This is a genomic window from Dyadobacter sp. SG02 (genome assembly GCF_900109045.1).
Taxonomy (GTDB): Bacteria; Bacteroidota; Bacteroidia; order Cytophagales; family Spirosomataceae; genus Dyadobacter.
Window position 1 is genome coordinate 123890 of sequence record NZ_FNYL01000002.1, and the last position, 18342, is coordinate 142231.

An 18342-nucleotide genomic window follows, 5' to 3' on the forward strand; every position below is an offset into this window, starting at 1 on the left:
CCAATTTTATTACTTTCATCTCTTTCATTTTACTAAATTCAAATGTATCAAACTTTTTGCGGTGGCAATAACAGCTTCCTCGTTACTTCTGGGGTTCCAGCCCAAAAGCGTTTTTGCCTTTTCATTGCTGGCTTCCTTTACCAAGCCCAAATGCGGCACGATCATTTTGAGTTTGGGAATGAAAACAGCCAATAATCTTACCAGCCAATTGGGCAGTTCCTTAGTCGGAACCTTACTTGCCTTTTCGCCCAGGTTTTCTCGAAGAATTTTGGCGGTATCCAGTATCGATATGGACTTGCCAGCCACGGCAATGAAACGTTGACCGTTCGCTTGTGGCATGGTCATCGCTTTAAAATGCAAATCAGCGACGTCACGTACATCTACATAGCCGAAACTCATTTTGGGACATCCGCTTACCTCACCGTTGAGCATCTGTTTGATGGTTTGAATGGAATGCGAGTAATCATCTGCCAGAACCGGGCCTAAAACACCCGTTGGATTGACTACCGAAAGTTCCATTCCTGCGCCCTCGTTTTCGATAAAATCCCAGGCAGCTTGCTCCGAAATTGTTTTGGAGCGTTGGTATGGCGCGACCTTATCGTTGATGACCGTCCAGTCTTCCTCAGTATAAGGTGTTGTTTTTGTTGTTCCCATACCGACAGCGCCGAAAGCAGATGTGAGCACCACTCTTTTTACACCTGCTTTTTTGGCAGCACGCATCACAAACAGCACGCCGTTTTTTGCGGGAATGACAAAATCATCTTCTGTCCTGGCACTGGTATTTGGAGTGGGCGATGCCACATGGATTACGTATTGACAGCCTTGAACCGCTTTTTCCCAGCTTGCCTCATCTTCCAAATCAGCTTCTGCAAACGATAAATTTTCGAAAGAAGTGATTTCTCCTTCTTTCAGCATTTCTTTTACCAACTCCGATTTTCGGAGGGAACGTAGTGTCGCTCTCACTTTGTATCCATTATTGAGCAAAGTAATCATGCAATAAGAAGCGATGAACCCCGAACCGCCTGTAACTAAAACTGTTTCTCTATTTTCCATTTCTTGAAAGTTTCATAGCCCAAATTTCAGCAATGGAAGCCAGGGGTAACTTGTTGTAAAGTCCAAATCCACTTGTTGTAGAGGCCAGAGTCAACAATCCGTATGAATTGGTAAATATGCTTTCCGGTCTTCATTTAAAAGACTGGCAAATAGCCTGAATAACATTCAGGGGGGTAATGTTTCGGGTGGTTCTTCCAATCCTCCCTTGTTTTCATTTAAATAAACTGTTGATGAAGCGCCTACCATTTGCCGTCATTGCCCTTTTGATCCTGTCACAATCTGTATTTGCCCAAAATCAGGTTGAAAAAATCCGGGCGGAATTTCTGAGGCCCGATTCCAAAACAATTCTTGTCGCTGCCCACAGGGCATTGCACAGCACGTTTCCGGAAAATTCACTCGCCGCAATCCAGGCGGCCATCGATAAAAAGGTCGATATCGTTGAAATCGACGTTCAGGTCAGCAAAGACGGTATTCCGATGCTCATGCATGACCAGAAAATGGACCGCACCACCAATGGAATAGGTAGCCTGGAAGAGGTCGTTTATGAAGATTTGAGGAAGCTGCGACTCAAAGTAAACGGCTCATTGACAGAACATCAAATCCCAACCCTTGAAGAAGCATTGCGGCTGGCGAAAGGTAAAATCATGGTGGACCTTGACCTGAAAACCGATCGCATCGGGCCGGTTATTGAAGTCGTCAAGAAGACGGGATCGGACAATAACGCATTCTTTTTTGACAGCAACTATGCCATGCTTTCAAAGGTCGATTCGGCTTCGAAAAACTTCATGCTTATGCCGAGGGCGTACAATGAGGCTATGGCCGACTCGGCGCTCAGACTTTACCATCCCGAAGTCATCCACATCGACTCAAAATTTTACACCGCACAGGTGACGGGATTGATTAAAAAAGGGAATGCCAGAATCTGGATCAATGCGCTCGGCAAACCGGACGAGCAAATCAGGGCAGGGAAAGAGGACGCCGCCATTCAGGAACTGATCAGCAAAGGGGCAAATATCATCCAGACCGATGAGCCTGAAAAAATCCTCCATTATCTACGCTCGAAACATTTGCACGATTAGCATCTTTATTTGCGACTGGACAATGAGAGCGTGGCTTTTTCTAAAATTGAACATTCTATTTCGTCATATTCATCCTGCGGCGGAAGAATTACAGCTGGGGCCGGCTATCGTTCATGTCGGAAGCCCGGAATTGCCAGGATTGCAGTGAGCAATGCGCAAATGCCGTAGATTTCGAACGCGAGTGGTAGCCCGATGCCGACAATCAAGCTTAGCAGCAGACTGCCAAGTCCGTATCCTGTGAACAAGAAAAACGCAAAGAGCCCGGTCGCGGCTCCCTTATTGGCGCTGAAAGTTGTGATTATGGCGGCAAAAAGCGGATGGGAAAGTTCGAAGCCAAGCGAAAGAAAGCCTATCAGAACGCATGAGATTGTCAATCCGGGATTCTGGCTTAGAATCAAAACAGTAAGTGAGCTGATCAGGATGCCGGACGGGATAATTTTACTCCTGCCCAAACGGTCCGCCAATTTTCCTATCAAGGGGCCCAATACGAGGCCTGGTATGCCATAGCCCAGGAGTGCGAGCCCTATTTCCATTTCGTTTAGTCCGAAATTTTCGTAGAAATAATAGCCGAGCCAGGCGAAGATCCCGCTGTGGAACATTGCATTTATCAGCACAAAGAAATACGTTCTGCGGGCGCGGTGCAATGCAAGGATTTCACCGAAAGACGACCAAATATTCCTTTTGATAGCAGAGCCTGCGAGATTGTCGCCGAACAGCCAATTTTTGCACATCATGATAACAACCATAATGGCAAAGCCGGCCACAGCTACACACAAAAACAGGTATCGCCAGCCAACCTGAGAGCAAAGCAATGCACCCAGGCTGGACCCGAAAGCTGTGCCACCTGCCATGGCACCAAAGAAGATACCGAGCGCATGTCCACGTTGCTCGTACGGATAGCGATCGCTAATCCAGCTAATGGTTGTGGGTGCTACCCCGGCTGCGCCGATCCCGGTCAGCAATCGCAGAAAAATCATCTGGTTGATGGTTCCTGTGAGAGCGGTTATGGTGGTCAATACCGAAAATAGGAACAGCGACAAGCCGATTACCCTGAATCTTCCGATACGGTCACTTAGGGGTGCATAAAACAGCGTAAAAAGGCCGTATCCGAGCAAATAGGACGGTTCGATAAAACTAACGTGCCTGGCGGTGGTACCAAAATATTCGGCTAGTGCCGGAAGCATTGGGGCTACCATGAACCCCTGAAAAAATATTATAAAGGTTGCCAGCGAAATAATATATACTGGTAGCATGTAGGCCTTCCCGGTTTTCCGGTAGCCAATTCGGAGCTCTGTCATGACCGAAAGTTTATAAGATCAGACAAAGCGACACCAGCGGCAACCCATCCAGCTCAAATACACCCTGCTGTCTGGTAAATCCCTTATTTTCAAAAAGCTCGATCAGTGGACTTTCGATATGTTCGTTCACCCAGACCTTAACTTCATCATGGAGTCCAACGACTGTCAAACACTTTTCCAACAGGGACTGCCGGATAGCCGGATCCTAAAATTTGCTGAGTATGCCAAAATCTGCGATCCGGACGGCACGCTTCCCATCCAGCTGCTGCGGTTTCAGACCGCGGGTGGTAATACAGGCGTATCCGGCGGGCACGTTGTCCGCATACACGACCAGCCATTGGTTAGACATGCTGTTGATTTCAGCAATCAGCGTCTGCCTATTGAAATTCTCGGCTATGTAACGGTCCAAAACAGGACGCTTCAAAAAGGAGACGTATTTTTCCAGGGTTAGCTCGCGCGTGAGCTTTAATAAGATTTCTACGCCCTGATCCGTAGCTATTGTGAATTTTGTGATGATATTCATTTCCCACTAATTGTTTCAGGGCAAATTTATGGGGTCCTTATCAGGCATACATCATACAGATTTTGACAAAATAACCAGTACAGTTTTCACTTTGAGGTTTGACCTGCCAGTCGTATGGCGGCAACTCTTGCTTCTGAAAATTTATCGGCAAAAACCATCCGGAAATACTTGTCAAAAGTCCCTGAAAATGAGAAGGTATAGCCCGGCGTAAACCGTACGCCGATTTGTTCACACTGATTGTAAAATCGCTCCATTTCCGTGTATTCGGGCATTTTGACCCAGCAATTATAGCCACCGGAGGGTGTGATTACGAAAGCTTCTTTCGGGAAGTTTTCAGAGAGTAACTGAATGGCTTGATATGCATTTCTGGCCAGTTGCATTCGAAACGTACGAAGATGCCGCTCGTAAGAATTGCCGGTTAATAGCTGGTTAACAGTCATTTGATACAGCGGTGAGACTGTGCTGCCCAATGCAAACTTGATCTGCTCTGCACGTTGCATGAACTTTCCGGCGGCGAGCCAGCCTAGTCGAATTCCAGGGGCGAGGGTTTTGGCGAAGGAAGAATAGGTCATCACAATACCACTCTCGTCAAAACTGCGGATTGTGGCAGGTCTTGGTCCCTGAAAATACAGTTCGCCATAGATATCGTTCTCAATAACTGCTACATTAAACCTCTGCGCAACCGATAGCAATGCTTGTTTTTGGTCGTCCTTTAACAGCAAACCTGTCGGATTGTGGAAATTAGGGGTAAGAACTACTGCCTTGACAGGATTGTTTCGGCAGGCCTTTTGCAGAAAGTCGACATCAAACCCGGATTGCCGGTCAACAGGGATTTCAATGACTTTCAAACGAAGCACCCTGATAACCTCCAGTACCGAAAATACACATGGGCTCTCTACGGCAATAATATCCCCGGCCTGGCATACGGATGCAAGTGCGATGTAGAGTGCCTGCAATGCGCCGTCGGAGATCAGCAACTCGTCAAGTCCGATAACAGTATTATATCTTGAGGCTCGTTGGATAATGTTTGTTCGCAGCTCCACTGATCCATTTGGGGGGAAATATCGCAGCAAAGCTGCCCCTTGCTCCCGGATCGTGTGCTGCATTGTGCGGAGCAGCAATTTTTGTGGAATCATCCAGTCCCCCGGGGCGGTGACGTTGAATTCTGAAACCTTAGGACCTGCTTTCCTGGACGTCGTAAGCTCAAGGTGATGCTTAAAGATCGGATCTCTTACGACTGGGTGGAGCTTTACGTTTGGCCTCTCGGGTTCGATATCTACCCTGCTGGTCACATAGTAACCCGATTTGGGCACGCTTTGCACCAGTCCGCGTAGAATCAGGTATTCGTAACCATTTTGTATAGTACTGATGCTTGTTTGGTACTCTTGCTTTAACGTGCGGACTGACGGCAATTTCTGCCCGGGCTTAAAAATGCCTTCCCTGATGTTGGTTTCAAATTGAGTGGCAAAAGCCTCGAATTTATAGGATTTCATCTGAACTGCTGCTTTACCAAATATATACCTCATATTGGAAATTTTAGTTTTGCATTAACGATCCGGACATTGTCGCAAACCGCTGTTCATTCGCGTTGTAGCATACTGCTTCCTTTTGATTTCTGGCTTTTAAACCATCTCGCCGCCAGGGCACGATTGATTTTCGGATTTTTCGGGAGATACGTCCTTCCGACTATCTGCACAAGCAGCAATACAAAAGACAAGCATAACGCTAAATAGAAGGAAAGTATGGAAGTGTCTCACTGGCGTGGGCTACATATTCGCCACCGATTTCGTCGCGGATGCCCCTTTTAAATGGCCGGATTCACCCGCATGAGAACCTACGGCGTTTGCTACTTTTGATAAATGCTTTCAGGCGGTAATCTGCACTTGATATGGAAACAGAGAGAAAAGATGTTGCTTCAAAGATCATCAACGCGTCTGTCGATGAAATCTACCAGGCCATTATCGATCCGAATGCCCTCGCCAGCTGGCTTGCGCCCAAGGGTATGCAAGCCCGAATCAATCAATTTGAGCCTTGGGAAGGTGGCAGATACCAGATCACACTGAGCTATAACAGGCCCGAAGACAAAGAGAAATTTGCAAAATCCTCTGACGGTTCCGATATCACGCAAGGGGAATTCTTAAAGCTGCTGCCGGGTCGGCAGGTATCTCAGTCGGTGGAATTTGTCTCTGAAAACCCTGATTTTGCCGGCACGATGAGCATGACTTACGAGCTCGCAAACATGGGTGAAGCTACACTGGTGACGATCACTGCCGAGAATGTACCGAAAGGAATTAGCCCTAAGGACCATCTTGAAGGCATTAACTCAACCTTGGAAAACCTGGCGCAATATCTGGAAGACTAACATGCCGGGCTGCCGCTCCGAACAGGGCAGGCTTCTTTATAATCTAGCGCTCCGGTGTGGGCCTAGAACTAAACCTTATTTTTCAAATGAAAATAACCATGGGAGCAAATCCGGCTCAGCAAATACATTCCCCGTAATATTATGTTTTAAGCCCGGGTATTCCGTGTATTTTGCATTTTTTGCACCGCTCTGCCGTAACGCTTTAATCAGGCTTCTATCGGGCCATGGATTGATTACATCATCAATTTCACCGTGAAAAATCCACAGCGGAACATTGACTGCTATTTTAGGATATAATTCTACGTTAGCCTGTCCGCATATCGGGAAGGCAGCGGCGAAATAATCTGGATAATGAATTATCAAATCGTAAGTACCAAAAGCGCCAAGCGAAGTGCCGCCCAAATAAATTCTTTTTCTGTCTGCAATTTTATGTTCAGCTAAACTATCCATTAAAAGTTTGACCATCAGTTCTGGTGTTGAAAGTGCCAGGGTGTTCATTCTATGGTTAAATGCTGCCGTAGTATCGTAGGGCGGCCCCGGCGGGATTTTAAACCACATACTGTCCGCAGGACATTGCGGCAAAACTACCAGAGCAGGGAATTTTTTCCGGACTGAATCATCTAAAAACAAACTTCCGCCATCGATGAATTGACGTTCATTATCATTTCCTCTTGCGCCCGCACCATGCAGGAACACTACCAAAGGGTATGACTTTCCGGGATCATAACTTTCCGGATATAATACTCTGTAACGCAACGTGTCTTTACCTTGAATAAAAAGCGCTTTTTTATAGGCACTGAAATCCTGCGCATGTGCGAAATGAACACAAATCAATAGCGTAATTAGCGATACGAAGTTTTTCATTTGAAATATTTAGAAATGCTTTTTGAACGTGGTGAATGCGCGTAACAGGACACAGTTAATGTTTCCTGCGAAGTTAGGAACACCAGAGATTTTTTAAAATAAGATTGACGACTGCCTTACTACGGCATATGAGTAGCACATAATTATTGACCAGATCAATCGTTGTCGAAAAAGTAAAGTAGCTCAATATGAGTCCAAATTTTGCTAATTAGAAGCCATGGGATTTTGAGTCTCAGATAGCCTGGGAAATGTGTGACAGATTTTCCCTGTCCATCAAAGCATTTGATAGGTGAACTGTTAATCTGCGATGTCGACATACGGAAGCATGGTTGTGCTGTCAACCGTTAACCCTTAGCAAATTGATTGGGTTTGGTGAGATCGGTGGTCTGAGTTCTATCGTGTAAATTCAATTCGGGTAGCGTAAGCACTTTTTTCAAGTGTTCCCCCCAAAATGGCACGTCACCAAAGTTGTCAACACAACTTTGAATAGAATTTAATTCTTCCAATGCTGGTAATATATGATCAATAAAATCTATTCTAAGCTCATTCATAAAGGCATTAAAATCTGTCTGGCCGTTTACCCTATAACCTGTTTTGTTCCTAAATTCATGCACTGACCTGTTGGGGGGCAAGTAATAACCCTCTCTTAGATAAACTGTTAGGTTATGATATGTCGGACTTTTGTTTCCTAAATCCTTCATTGTGACTTTCAATACTATCCCAATGTTAAAACAGAAGTCGACGCTATCCTTATTGTTCCAGGAGAAGTTTTGAAGGTTAATTAGTGTAAAAAAATCTCCCTTATCTTGCCACCAGGTCTGCCCGCTAGTCTGATAGTTAAAGCTCTTTAAAGTGGGCTTTAAGAAGGTTTTTATAAACTGTATCTGCTTCTCTTTAGCGGTCATTTTGTCAATGCTCAGTCTCGAATGAATGGTACGCAAATATTTTGATGTAATATACTTAAAGCAACCGGATCTCCTTCTCTTTGATTTGCAATCTGTCGCAAACAAAAAAAACGGCACCCTTCCAAATTGAAAAGGTGCCGACGATGTTAATAATCATTACTTCTTTACTATTTTCTGGGACCTTACCGAGCCAGTTGTATAATGTATTTGCACAATATAAATTCCCGCCTGCAACTTGCTAATGTCAATTGGCGTGTCGGGTTCAGATAATTTTACCAGAACAACGCGGCCGTTAACGTCTGTGATCTTTATGCTTTGAACTTTCGCCGAACCGCTGATTTCCAGCTTTTCGGTTGCCGGATTGGGATAAGCGAATTGATTGTGATCGAATTGTACATAAACGATTTTACTAAACGCAAATGTCCGGTCCAGATCGAGCATTTTGAGGCGGTAAAGGTTTTGGCCTTCCAAAGGGGCCATATCGGTAAAGGAATATTGTTGCGTCTCGGTGGTAGTGCCATGTGATGCAACCGTTCCGATTTTAGTCCACTTGTTTCCATTGGCGCTGCGCTCTATTTCAAACCGGTCGCTTGCCAATTCTTCCGTCGTCTTCCATCTGAGTAATGCGGTGTTCTCGTGCCTGGCCGCATCAAAACCTATCAGTTTTACGGGTAGCGGCGTCCGGAATCTGATAAAGTAGTCTTCAACTTCACCATTCGATGCGACACCAGACGCATTAGACGATGTTAATGCATCCGTAGTAATCCTGAACCTGGCAAATACACCTTGAGTACCGACGCCGCCCGAAAGTGTCGCCGACGGCCAGGTTAGTGTTATTGTCTTTGCCCCTGGCCCGGCTGTGGAACAACTTCCTTCGCCTGAATCGAAAGTTCCGTTACTATTCCAGTCGATCCAGCCGCAAAGATTCGCTGTGGCGGCCAGCGTATTGTTTACTGACACTTCAACTGTGTAATTGGTAATTTCGGCAGTATTGCCACCCAATATCTCAGGAAACAGGGGTACGCCGTCTTCATCGTCGGAGCCACTATTATTATCGCCATTCGCATTTGTATCGGGGACACCGTCTGCGTCAATGTCGGGAGCGTTTGTTCCCAAATTCAAGTCTGGGACTACATTATGGCTCGCGCCATTGGCCGAGATAGAGGTTTGGTAGGAATCAGGCGCGTCGCCGTAATCGCGTGGGCATTGAGTGACAGGAATCACCAGCGTGCCGATCGAGCCTGCGGCAAGGCAACTTGCGTCGCTTCTGACAAGGTAAGTTATGGTATCGGTGCCTGCAAAATTCAGATCGGTCAATGTGTATTCTATGGCGCCTCCTACTACCTGGGCAGTTCCGTGCTCTGGTGTTCTGACAAGCCTTTCCACGTACAAATTACCGGCCCCATTGCTGATATCATTTGAAAGAACCTGGGTACTGGTTGTCTGCTGTTGACAGTTAATCATCGATGATGCGACGTCATCTATGGCATCAGGGGACTGCGGTAGCGACAAAAAGTCGGGAAACCGATAACTGAACGAGTTGACCGGCAGTGGAAAGGAGTTGAAATTGTTGCCAAGCACCGGGTTTTCGATATTAAAATTAGAGCGTAAGACGCGATTGGCATTATCTGTTCCATAGTTGTTAACGTTAACCCATAAACGTCCATCTGGCCCAGCCTTTAAACCATTATAAAGTAAGCCGGAATACCCGCCTGCCGTATTGATATTTCCCAGATCAGTGTTGGTAAGCATGTTGAATGCCCTGATTGCACCAGCTCCCACCGTATTCGATGCTATCGAGTTGTAAAGCCATTTGCCACTAGGCGAAAACTCTAATCCGTAAGCGGTATAGATGTTTGGTGCCCCAAAGTTTTCTTTCAAGCTTACATTGGATAGTATGCCCGTCGAAGCATTGAAATCGGCAACATATAACTGGTAGTAATCGCCGTAACTTTGTGCCATAGCGAATTTGCCGGTTTTGGGATGATAGGCCATTGACCCGATCAACTGCCTGTATTTTGCAGCATTCTGGGTGCCCCAGGTTGCTGCCCAATTTTCGCCGGGGATTGCGTATACCGACACAGGGGTGGGGGAAATCGCCCCTGCGGCGGAAATCGAATAGACCTCGATACTGTTAGAGATTACACTATTGAGAATCATCCATGCCCCCTGATTATCGGGCCGGGCCACTACGTACATCGATTCAGTGAATCGGTTGGAAAATACACGAACGGGCTGCTGCGTGACCGCGCCCAGCCCTCCGTTGGCATTCATATCAATCTGCCCCACATAAATTGACCCTGGCTTTCCCGAAGACCCGAATTCGTTGGCATCATTGATAAAGTAGAAATACGTGCCGCATTCACCGTTGGCCACAGCATTTGGTTTTTCGATGACGGCAACACTCTGCGCGCCATTGACCGATGTGTTGAATGGCCCATCGTTTGGCTGGACAATCGGTGCAGGGGCTGGAAATACAAGGTTCCCATTTTGCATTGGCACATGGTTCTTATTGATGATCGTATTTCCCGAGGTGTAAAATAGCAGCTCTCCGGTATTTGGGTTAGTTGCTACAAAACAGCCTTCGGCGCCAAAAGGCGTGTACTTGTTGTTCAAAGCCGTGGGGACCTTTGTTACAGTATTGAAGCTTAATCCAGCTTTTGAATTTCCAAAATACCAGATGTGGTTCTCGAATTGTGCGAGAACCGGTCCTGCTGCGAAGAAACCGCAAAGGGTAAGCAAGCATGCAAGAATGTGATTTGGTAAAAGTTTTCGCATTTTTAAAAAGATTGAATGTTTGAAGAATATTTTCTGCACAAGGGAATGTGAATCGGCTAACTAGTGCGGGTTAGTTTGTCGAGTGATTGGTCAAAATTAAGTTTCACATCCTCAGGATGTTGTACGTGGCAGTGATGCTTCAATTAGATATATTTCTACAAATGGCTTTGCTGCTACTGTAAGGACATTGCGCAATTGGGCCACAAAGCCCGTTAACCACCTTAGGTATTACTTAGGTAGTTAAAGGGTGGTCTGGTAGGCATCAAGATTTAGGCTTCATCTAATCTGCAAGGTTCTGTTTTGAAGTAATTTATTCCTATATTAAGGATAATTGTAAACTTTTCATGAAAATCGACCAGTTGTTTGTACGTACGTAATTTGTTTCTATTTTTGAATCATCTTACTTACGTAAATAACCAACGACCATCATGAAAAGACTTTTCCTAAATGCAGGTTTGCTGCTGATGCTTTGCCAGGGCATCTCGCTGGCCGACGACGGTCCGGGTGCGAGGGATCGAAAGGTAGCCCGGAAAGTGCGTGTGCTGCGTGAGCTTCCCGGCTACCTGGCACCGAAGGATTCGGTGTTGACGGCAGAGGACGACTTCAAACCGTCCATTCACGTAGGCGCGATCGTGCATATGTTTGCATCCGCGGAGCAATCGGGCTTTGGTGGGAATGTGACCGACAAGGCAAGTGACTGGAACAAAGGGTTTTCGCTTTACAGGGCACGGGTGCTGGTGGGCGGGCAGCTTTCCAGGAAGGGTAGCTTTTTTATGGAAACGGATCTTCCTTCGCCGATCGGCATCCAGCTGGGCGATAGCACCAAGAATGTAAAAGTGGCGCCAATCCTGCTCGACTGCCAATACGAATACGCTTTTTCCAATGCATTCCAGCTCATTGCAGGTATGCAGCTCGTTTCAAGCAACCGGAACGGCCTGCAAGGTGCGGCAGGGTTAATGGCCAATGATTTTACGTATTTTCAATATCCCTATAACCTGTTTGCCAACAGCCCTTTGCAAGGGAATTTCGGTCGCGACCTGGGTGTGAATGCACGTGGGTTTCTCTTGAAGGACAAGCTGGAATACCGGTTGGGTTTGTTCACCGGAAGAAACCTGGATGGCCAGGCACCGTTACGTATAGTGGGCCGCGTTGCTTACAACTTCCTCGATCCTGAAAAAGATTATTACTATGCCGGTACCAAACTCGGCGCCGGTAACACTATTGCCTGGGGCGCGGGCTTCGATACGCAGGGTTCTTATTACAATGTCGGAACCGACCTTTTCATTGACAAAAAAGCGGGTGAGGCAGGTTCTGTGACCCTGAATGCGGCATTTCAATACATGACGGGCGGGACGAATGTCAACTCGAAATATTCGTTCGCACGCCAGATCCCCAAACAAACCGTACAGTTCCTCGAACTCGGTTACTATTTCAAAAAATCGCGTATTCAGCCGTGGGTGCGCTACGAAAACCAGAATATCTCTGCCAGCAAAGAACAGGTCGGCTCGGAGCTGATCGATAATTTCGATAAGGCTAAATCAAGCAGCGTTTATGGCGGCGGGTTGAACTACTTCTTTAATGGAAGCGCCACCAATCTTCGTCTTTCCTACGTAGCGCGTAAGCACAATGTGGCCGATGCGGGCGGCGCATACAGCTCGAAGACGTACGGCCAGGTTTGGTTGCAAGTGCAGTTTTTCCTATTTTGATCCGTTCCGGCGCGGTCCGGAGTGTTTCTGTTGATCTTAATTTTCACTCATATCACTATTAAAATTTACCGATGAAAACATTCAAAATGTCTTACCGGGTAGTATGGATGGTTGTGCTGGTGCTTGCACTGGCGGCTTGCGGCGGTTCGGGCTCAAAAGGGAACGAAGAAAGTAAAAAAGAGACCGTGAAGGTCGGTATCCTGCATTCGCTGAGCGGAACGATGGCGATCTCCGAAGTTTCGCTGAAAGATGTCGTGCAGATGGCGATCGACGAGATCAATGCAAAAGGTGGCGTACTGGGCAAACAGATCGAGCCCGTCATCGTAGACCCGGCATCCGACTGGGACCTTTTTGCTGAAAAATCGAAGGAATTATTGCTGGATAAGAAGGTGTCCGCGGTTTTCGGTTGCTGGACTTCCGTTTCCCGCAAATCGGTATTGCCTGTTTTTGAGGAAAACAACGGCTTGCTTTTCTATCCCGTTCAATACGAGGGCGAAGAATGCTCCACCAGCGTGATCTACACGGGCGCTACGCCCAACCAGCAGCTGATACCCGCCGCCGAATACATGATGAGCGAAGACGGTGGTGGCTATAAGAAGTTTTATCTGCTGGGTACCGACTATGTTTTTCCAAGAACAGCCAACAAGATCCTGAAAGCGTTTTTGCTTTCGAAAGGTGTTCCCAAGGAGAATATAGTGGAAGAATACACGCCATTTCACCACCAGGATTACCAGACGATCGTTTCCAAAGTGAAACAATTCGCGGCAGGCGGCAAGGCTTGCGTGTTATCGACGATCAATGGCGATTCGAACGTGCCGTTCTATAAAGAGTTTGCAAATCAGGGACTTTCGGCTGCTACCTGCCCGATCATGGCATTTTCCGTAGCGGAAGACGAACTGCGCGCAACGGATACCGAATTTCTGGTCGGCCACCTGGCGGCGTGGAATTATTTCCAGTCCAAAGAGTCGGCTGAAAACAAGAAGTTTGTCGAAGATTTCCGCGCATTCTGCAAGAAAAACAACCTCCCGGGCGGTGACAAACGGGTAACCGACGATCCGATCTGCTGGGCTTACACGGGCGTGTACCTGTGGGCGAAGGCAGCCGAAAAAGCCGGTTCATTCGAAGTTTCCAAAGTGCGCCCCGCATTGTACGGCCTGGAATTCGATTCGCCGGATGGCTTGGTGAAAATGGACATGAAAAACCACCATCTGGCCAAGCCTGTGATGATCGGCGAGATCAAGCCCGACGGACAATTCGACATTATCTGGCAATCCACGGGCCTGGTGAATCCTGAGCCCTGGTCCAAACTGACTTCCCCCGACAAAGACTGCGACCACGTGGCGCACGGCGGAACGTACACGGTCGCAAGCAAATAGGCATCCGTTTCAACGCGGCCATCGCGGCCGCATTTAACTTCCTGGTTATGAACTGCATTCAAAAGGTGTGGCTGGTGATCCTTTTGGCCATAGGAATGGGCCGCGGGGCGATTGCACAGCAGGCAGACAGCATTTCCATTCAAATTGCAGCTGTCCTGAACCCGCCAAACGACACGGCCCGGAGCCAGGCGCTCCGGTATCTGGCGGCGCAAAAGGACCCGGCAACTTTCCCGCTGCTCGCGGCGATCAATGATAAGAAACTTTATATGCTGGGCGGCAAACCCGTAACCACGGGCGAGGCGGAGACTTCCGGCGGAAAAGAGGTTTTTACGGTCTTTTACCTCTATCCCCAAACCCAGCAGGCAGCCACGAAGCTGTCAGCCGATCAACTGCAAAAAGTAGAGATCAGCCGATCCGAAAGACTATTACTCAACGTTGTTTTGCCGTATCTGAACCTGACCAGCCCTGATCCCCAAAAGCGGATCATGGCGTACGGTCAGCTTGTGAACGCGCCGGATCCGGACAGGATCGCATTGCTCGAAAAAGCATTGCGGCAGGAAACGGACCCCGGCGCGCGCACGGCAGGCAGGGAGGTGTTTTTTCAGATGAAACTGAACGAAACTACTTCCGGGCATCAGGCCAAAGCCTATATCGATAGCCTCGACAGCAACTGGGGTGAAAACGTAGAGCTTATCCTGAGTGAATACCAGAAAAATGGAAAAGTCGTGCCCGCAAGGGCCTATGCAGCTGGGAAAGTGAAGGAGCTTGAAAGCCTGCAAAGCCGTATCGAAAAGGCGCAAAACCTGTTCAGCGGGATCAGCCTGGGTAGCATACTGATCCTCATTGCACTCGGCCTGGCGATTGTGTACGGGCTGGCGGGGATCATCAATATGGCGCACGGCGAATTTCTGATGATCGGCGCTTACACGACCTTTTGTATGCAATCGCTTTTCATCGACATGCTCGGGATGAAGTCCGACTTATACTTCTGGGTATCGTTACCAGCGTCATTTGTGGTGGCAGGGGTGTTCGGGTTGGTGCTTGAAAGGCTTGTTATCAGGCATTTGTACGCCAGGCCGCTGGAAAGTCTGCTGGCAACCTGGGGTGTAAGCCTCATTATGGTACAATCCGCCAGAAGTATTTTCGGAGACCTTACCGCCGTGAAAGCGCCCGCATTCCTGGCGGGTGGCTGGCAGCTGATGCCGCATTTGGTATTGCCATTTAACCGGTTATTTATCATTGGATTAACGATCGTGGTCGTCTCGCTTACCTACCTGATGCTCTACCGCAGCCGCCTGGGCATCCGCATCCGTGCGGTAACCCAGAACCGCACGATGAGCGCGTGCCTGGGCGTGGAGACGCGCCGGGTGGATGCGATCACATTCTTTTTAGGGTCGGGGCTGGCTGGCCTGGCCGGTTGTGCAATGACGCTGATCGGTAACGTGGTGCCCGATATGGGCCAGACCTACATCGTCGACTCGTTCCTGGTGGTGGTGACGGGCGGTGTCGGGAAGATCGCCGGGGCCATTGTTTCCGGACTGGGAATCGGCTTCCTGACCAAAGTCCTGGAATCGTTTTACGAAGCCGTTTATGGAAAAGTGCTCATTCTGGCGCTGATCGTGATCTTCCTGCAATTCAAACCTCGCGGGCTCTTTCCCGACAAGGGGCGTGTTGCCGAGGATTAAACCAATCTTATCTCACTTCGATTATGGGAAATAAAAAGGATTTCGGGTTGTACGCATGCTGCATTGCATTGTTCCTGATCATTTTGCCGCTGGGAAATGTGCTGGGTTTCGTATCCGGCAACACCATCTCGCTCTGGGGCCGCTACTTCTGCTTTGCCATCGTCGGGCTGGGCGTAGACCTCATCTGGGGGTATACCGGCATTCTTTCCATGTGCCAGGCTTTTTTCTTTTGTCTGGGCGGATACAGCGTAGCCATGCACGTTGTTCTCAAAGGGGCGACAGCCTCGGGTAGTAACGGCATTCCGATGCCGGATTTCATGGCCTGGAACCAGGTGGAATCGCTCCCGTTTTTCTGGGTGCCATTCCAGTCTTTTGGGCTCGCGGTCGTGCTGGGATTGCTCATTCCGGCCGCATTTGCATTGGTTTTCGGGTATTTTATTTTCCGAAGCCGTATCCGGGGTGTTTATATGGCCATTATCACCCAGGCACTGGCATTGGCGATGTGGCTCATTTTCCTCCGCAACGAAACCATGCTCGGCGGCACCAATGGCCTCACGGATTTTAAAACACTGCTCGGGCTCAGCCTTTCCGTACCGGGTGTGAAGCTGGGCCTCTACCTGCTTTCGCTCGTCACGCTGGGAATAGCACTCTGGTTAAGCACGAAGCTCGTCGACTCCAAGTTTGGCAAAGTACTGCAAGCCATCCGCGACAGCGAATCCCGGACGAGTTACACGGCCTATCGCGTCATGCATTACAAATTGGCCATATTCATCGTAGCGGCATTGCTAGCGGCCATTGCCGGAATGCTCTACGCGCCCCAGACGGGCATTATTACGCCCGGAAGAATGGATGTAAGGGCATCGGTTGAAATGGTGATGTGGGTGGCGATAGGCGGCAGGGGGAAATTGAAAGGGGCTATTCTAGGTTCGTTGATCGTCAATTTCCTGTACAGCATTTGTACCAGCCTCTTTCCCGACTCCTGGTTGTTTATCCTCGGTTTCCTGTTCATTACCACGGTATTGTATTTTGATAAAGGACTGTGGGGAATGCTCGAAACGGTTATGGCCAAACTGGGCGGAAAGCGTAGGCCAAAGGCTCAGCCCGCAGGGCAGGAAGTAGTGCAGTCGTAACGCTGCATTGCTGGTTATCTGTTATTTCAAATCACAAAACTGCCATAATCATGCTATTGACAGTGAAGAACTTATCCGTCTCTTTCGGGGGCGTCCACGCGCTGAACCTGAGCCATTTCAATTTGCTGGACCGCGAACTCAGGGTTATTATCGGGCCTAATGGTGCGGGCAAATCGACATTCCTCGATATCCTGTGCGGCAAAACCAAAGCGGATGCAGGCGAAGTCAGTTTCGACGGCCATTCGGTTTTGGGCAAAAGCGAAGTGCGGATCGCCGATATGGGCATTGGCCGGAAATTCCAGAAACCTTCGGTATTTCCCAGCCTCACGGTGTACGACAATATGTTGCTTGCCTTCAAGATGAACAAGGGCATTTTCGCTTCGCTTTTCTTCAAGCCCAGCGAGGAGATCGACGGGCGCATTCATGAAGTGGCACTAAAAGTAGGTTTGCAAAAATGTCTGGGAAAAATTGCGGGAGAACTCTCGCATGGTCAGAAACAATGGCTGGAAATCGCCATTGTGGTTTTGCAGGACCCAAAATTGATGCTGATCGACGAGCCGGCCGCCGGGATGTCGGACGAAGAAACGGAGAAAACCGGTGAACTGCTGCTGCAACTCGCCCGGCAGCACGCCATCATCGTCATCGAGCACGATATGAAGTTTGTGGAGCAAATCGCACACGACCTGGTGACGGTGCTCGTGCGCGGGAAGCTGCTGATGGAAGGCACTTTCGACGAAGTACGTAATGACCAGCGGGTGATTGACAGCTATTTGGGCCGGGCCAATGTTCAACTTGAAAATTTCTGAGAAATGGGGACACCGATCTTGAAAGTCAGTTCGCTCACATCCGCTTACGGGCAAAGCACGATCCTCTGGGGCACGTCGCTGGAAGTGAAAAAAGGAACAGTTACCACGGTAATGGGCCGTAATGGCGTGGGTAAAACCACTTTGTTGAAAACCATTATGGGCATTGTGCCGCCGAAAGACGGGACCATCGAATACAATGGAGAACCGGTGACGAAGCTGCCTGCATTCAAAAAATCGAGAATGGGTATTGCCTACGTGCCGCAGGGAAGGGAAATTATTCCAAAACTGACGGTTTATGAAAACCTGAAACTTGGCCTCGAAGCGGTAGCCGACCGGAAAGCAAAGATTCCAGAAGACGAGATTTACACCTTGTTCCCGATCCTGAAAGACTTCCGCAATCGCCTGGGCGGCAACCTGAGCGGTGGTCAGCAACAACAGCTCGCTATTGCCCGCGCACTCACGGGAAGGCCGTCGCTGTTGCTGCTCGACGAACCTACCGAAGGCATTCAGCCATCCATTTCGCAGGAAATCGGGCAGATTTTGAAGACTTTGGCACGGGAAAGGGGTATTTCGGTATTGTTGGTAGAACAAAAGATCGATTTCGCCAGCCCGGTAACGGATTACTACTATTTCATGAGCCGGGGCGCGGTGGTATCCGAGGGGAGCGCGGAGGAAATGAGCATGGAAGAGCTGCAAAACCACATTTCGCTGTAAGTTTTACAGGTTCGCATAACGCATATGCTCGTGTACCTACGTATCTTTACGCGTAGGTACACG

Annotated in this window: 15 protein-coding genes; 8 read left to right on the forward strand and 7 right to left on the reverse strand. The window is 48.5% G+C overall.

Annotated features, from left to right (window positions below; genetic code table 11):
- Positions 1 to 24 precede the first annotated feature (24 nt).
- Positions 25 to 1053 (reverse strand): aldehyde reductase, encoded by a 1029-nt coding sequence (locus BMW93_RS04335; RefSeq protein WP_090373990.1) that lies wholly within the window; start codon positions 1051 to 1053, stop codon positions 25 to 27.
- Positions 1054 to 1283: 230 nt separating this feature from the next.
- Between BMW93_RS04335 and BMW93_RS04340 the strand changes: the two genes are divergently transcribed.
- Positions 1284 to 2132 carry a glycerophosphodiester phosphodiesterase family protein gene (locus BMW93_RS04340; protein ID WP_090373991.1) on the forward strand — a complete coding sequence of 283 codons (849 nt, stop codon included), beginning with the start codon at positions 1284 to 1286 and terminating at the stop codon, positions 2130 to 2132.
- A 104-nt stretch (positions 2133 to 2236) separates the two neighbouring features.
- Here BMW93_RS04340 and BMW93_RS04345 read toward each other — a convergent pair whose 3' ends face one another.
- The 3 genes from BMW93_RS04345 to BMW93_RS04355 form a co-directional block, all read right to left on the reverse strand.
- Entirely contained in the window at positions 2237 to 3430 is a 1194-nt protein-coding gene (locus tag BMW93_RS04345) for an MFS transporter (RefSeq protein ID WP_090373992.1), read from the reverse strand.
- A gap of 205 nt (positions 3431 to 3635) precedes the next feature.
- Positions 3636 to 3953: a hypothetical protein gene (locus tag BMW93_RS04350; RefSeq protein ID WP_090373993.1), complete on the reverse strand. Its 318-nt coding sequence runs from the start codon at positions 3951 to 3953 to the stop codon at positions 3636 to 3638.
- Positions 3954 to 4039: 86 nt separating this feature from the next.
- Positions 4040 to 5446 carry a PLP-dependent aminotransferase family protein gene (locus tag BMW93_RS04355; protein WP_090374486.1) on the reverse strand — a complete coding sequence of 469 codons (1407 nt, stop codon included), beginning with the start codon at positions 5444 to 5446 and terminating at the stop codon, positions 4040 to 4042.
- A 395-nt stretch (positions 5447 to 5841) separates the two neighbouring features.
- On the opposite strand from BMW93_RS04355, the gene BMW93_RS04360 reads away from it, so the two are divergent.
- Positions 5842 to 6315 (forward strand): SRPBCC domain-containing protein, encoded by a 474-nt coding sequence (locus tag BMW93_RS04360; RefSeq protein WP_090373994.1) that lies wholly within the window; start codon positions 5842 to 5844, stop codon positions 6313 to 6315.
- 75 nt (positions 6316 to 6390) lie between these two features.
- Here BMW93_RS04360 and BMW93_RS04365 read toward each other — a convergent pair whose 3' ends face one another.
- The 3 genes from BMW93_RS04365 to BMW93_RS04375 all read right to left on the reverse strand — a co-directional run bounded on the left by BMW93_RS04365 (position 6391) and on the right by BMW93_RS04375 (position 10862).
- The gene (locus tag BMW93_RS04365; protein ID WP_090373995.1) at positions 6391 to 7179 is read right to left on the reverse strand and encodes an alpha/beta hydrolase-fold protein; all 789 of its coding nucleotides are present in this window, start codon (positions 7177 to 7179) and stop codon (positions 6391 to 6393) included.
- Positions 7180 to 7523: 344 nt separating this feature from the next.
- The gene (locus BMW93_RS04370; protein ID WP_143061589.1) at positions 7524 to 8084 is read right to left on the reverse strand and encodes a DUF4304 domain-containing protein; all 561 of its coding nucleotides are present in this window, start codon (positions 8082 to 8084) and stop codon (positions 7524 to 7526) included.
- A 156-nt stretch (positions 8085 to 8240) separates the two neighbouring features.
- Positions 8241 to 10862 carry a GEVED domain-containing protein gene (locus BMW93_RS04375; protein WP_090373997.1) on the reverse strand — a complete coding sequence of 874 codons (2622 nt, stop codon included), beginning with the start codon at positions 10860 to 10862 and terminating at the stop codon, positions 8241 to 8243.
- A 428-nt stretch (positions 10863 to 11290) separates the two neighbouring features.
- Between BMW93_RS04375 and BMW93_RS04380 the strand changes: the two genes are divergently transcribed.
- The 6 genes from BMW93_RS04380 (at position 11291) to urtE (ending at position 18279) form a co-directional block, all read left to right on the forward strand.
- Positions 11291 to 12568: a hypothetical protein gene (locus tag BMW93_RS04380; protein ID WP_090373998.1), complete on the forward strand. Its 1278-nt coding sequence runs from the start codon at positions 11291 to 11293 to the stop codon at positions 12566 to 12568.
- A gap of 71 nt (positions 12569 to 12639) precedes the next feature.
- Positions 12640 to 13944 carry an urea ABC transporter substrate-binding protein gene (gene urtA / locus BMW93_RS04385; RefSeq protein WP_218147655.1) on the forward strand — a complete coding sequence of 435 codons (1305 nt, stop codon included), beginning with the start codon at positions 12640 to 12642 and terminating at the stop codon, positions 13942 to 13944.
- 47 nt (positions 13945 to 13991) lie between these two features.
- Positions 13992 to 15629 (forward strand): urea ABC transporter permease subunit UrtB, encoded by a 1638-nt coding sequence (urtB, locus tag BMW93_RS04390; RefSeq protein WP_218147656.1) that lies wholly within the window; start codon positions 13992 to 13994, stop codon positions 15627 to 15629.
- Positions 15630 to 15652: 23 nt separating this feature from the next.
- Positions 15653 to 16759 (forward strand): urea ABC transporter permease subunit UrtC, encoded by a 1107-nt coding sequence (gene urtC, locus BMW93_RS04395; RefSeq protein WP_090373999.1) that lies wholly within the window; start codon positions 15653 to 15655, stop codon positions 16757 to 16759.
- Between the two features lie 50 nt (positions 16760 to 16809).
- Positions 16810 to 17565 (forward strand): urea ABC transporter ATP-binding protein UrtD, encoded by a 756-nt coding sequence (gene urtD, locus BMW93_RS04400; protein ID WP_090374000.1) that lies wholly within the window; start codon positions 16810 to 16812, stop codon positions 17563 to 17565.
- Positions 17566 to 17568: 3 nt separating this feature from the next.
- Positions 17569 to 18279: an urea ABC transporter ATP-binding subunit UrtE gene (gene urtE, locus BMW93_RS04405; protein WP_177193998.1), complete on the forward strand. Its 711-nt coding sequence runs from the start codon at positions 17569 to 17571 to the stop codon at positions 18277 to 18279.
- The last annotated feature ends 63 nt before the right edge of the window (positions 18280 to 18342 follow it).

Bases quoted from the DNA above. Each gene is read 5' to 3' on its own strand.
- BMW93_RS04335 (WP_090373990.1), bottom strand. From the start codon at position 1,053: ATGGAAAATAGAGAAACAGTTTTAGTTACAGGCGGTTCGGGGTTCATC.
- BMW93_RS04340 (WP_090373991.1), top strand. From the start codon at position 1,284: ATGAAGCGCCTACCATTTGCCGTCATTGCCCTTTTGATCCTGTCACAA.
- BMW93_RS04345 (WP_090373992.1), bottom strand. From the start codon at position 3,430: ATGACAGAGCTCCGAATTGGCTACCGGAAAACCGGGAAGGCCTACATG.
- BMW93_RS04350 (WP_090373993.1), bottom strand. From the start codon at position 3,953: ATGAATATCATCACAAAATTCACAATAGCTACGGATCAGGGCGTAGAA.
- BMW93_RS04355 (WP_090374486.1), bottom strand. From the start codon at position 5,446: ATGAAATCCTATAAATTCGAGGCTTTTGCCACTCAATTTGAAACCAAC.
- BMW93_RS04360 (WP_090373994.1), top strand. From the start codon at position 5,842: ATGGAAACAGAGAGAAAAGATGTTGCTTCAAAGATCATCAACGCGTCT.
- BMW93_RS04365 (WP_090373995.1), bottom strand. From the start codon at position 7,179: ATGAAAAACTTCGTATCGCTAATTACGCTATTGATTTGTGTTCATTTC.
- BMW93_RS04370 (WP_143061589.1), bottom strand. From the start codon at position 8,084: ATGACCGCTAAAGAGAAGCAGATACAGTTTATAAAAACCTTCTTAAAG.
- BMW93_RS04375 (WP_090373997.1), bottom strand. From the start codon at position 10,862: ATGCGAAAACTTTTACCAAATCACATTCTTGCATGCTTGCTTACCCTT.
- BMW93_RS04380 (WP_090373998.1), top strand. From the start codon at position 11,291: ATGAAAAGACTTTTCCTAAATGCAGGTTTGCTGCTGATGCTTTGCCAG.
- urtA (WP_218147655.1), top strand. From the start codon at position 12,640: ATGAAAACATTCAAAATGTCTTACCGGGTAGTATGGATGGTTGTGCTG.
- urtB (WP_218147656.1), top strand. From the start codon at position 13,992: ATGAACTGCATTCAAAAGGTGTGGCTGGTGATCCTTTTGGCCATAGGA.
- urtC (WP_090373999.1), top strand. From the start codon at position 15,653: ATGGGAAATAAAAAGGATTTCGGGTTGTACGCATGCTGCATTGCATTG.
- urtD (WP_090374000.1), top strand. From the start codon at position 16,810: ATGCTATTGACAGTGAAGAACTTATCCGTCTCTTTCGGGGGCGTCCAC.
- urtE (WP_177193998.1), top strand. From the start codon at position 17,569: ATGGGGACACCGATCTTGAAAGTCAGTTCGCTCACATCCGCTTACGGG.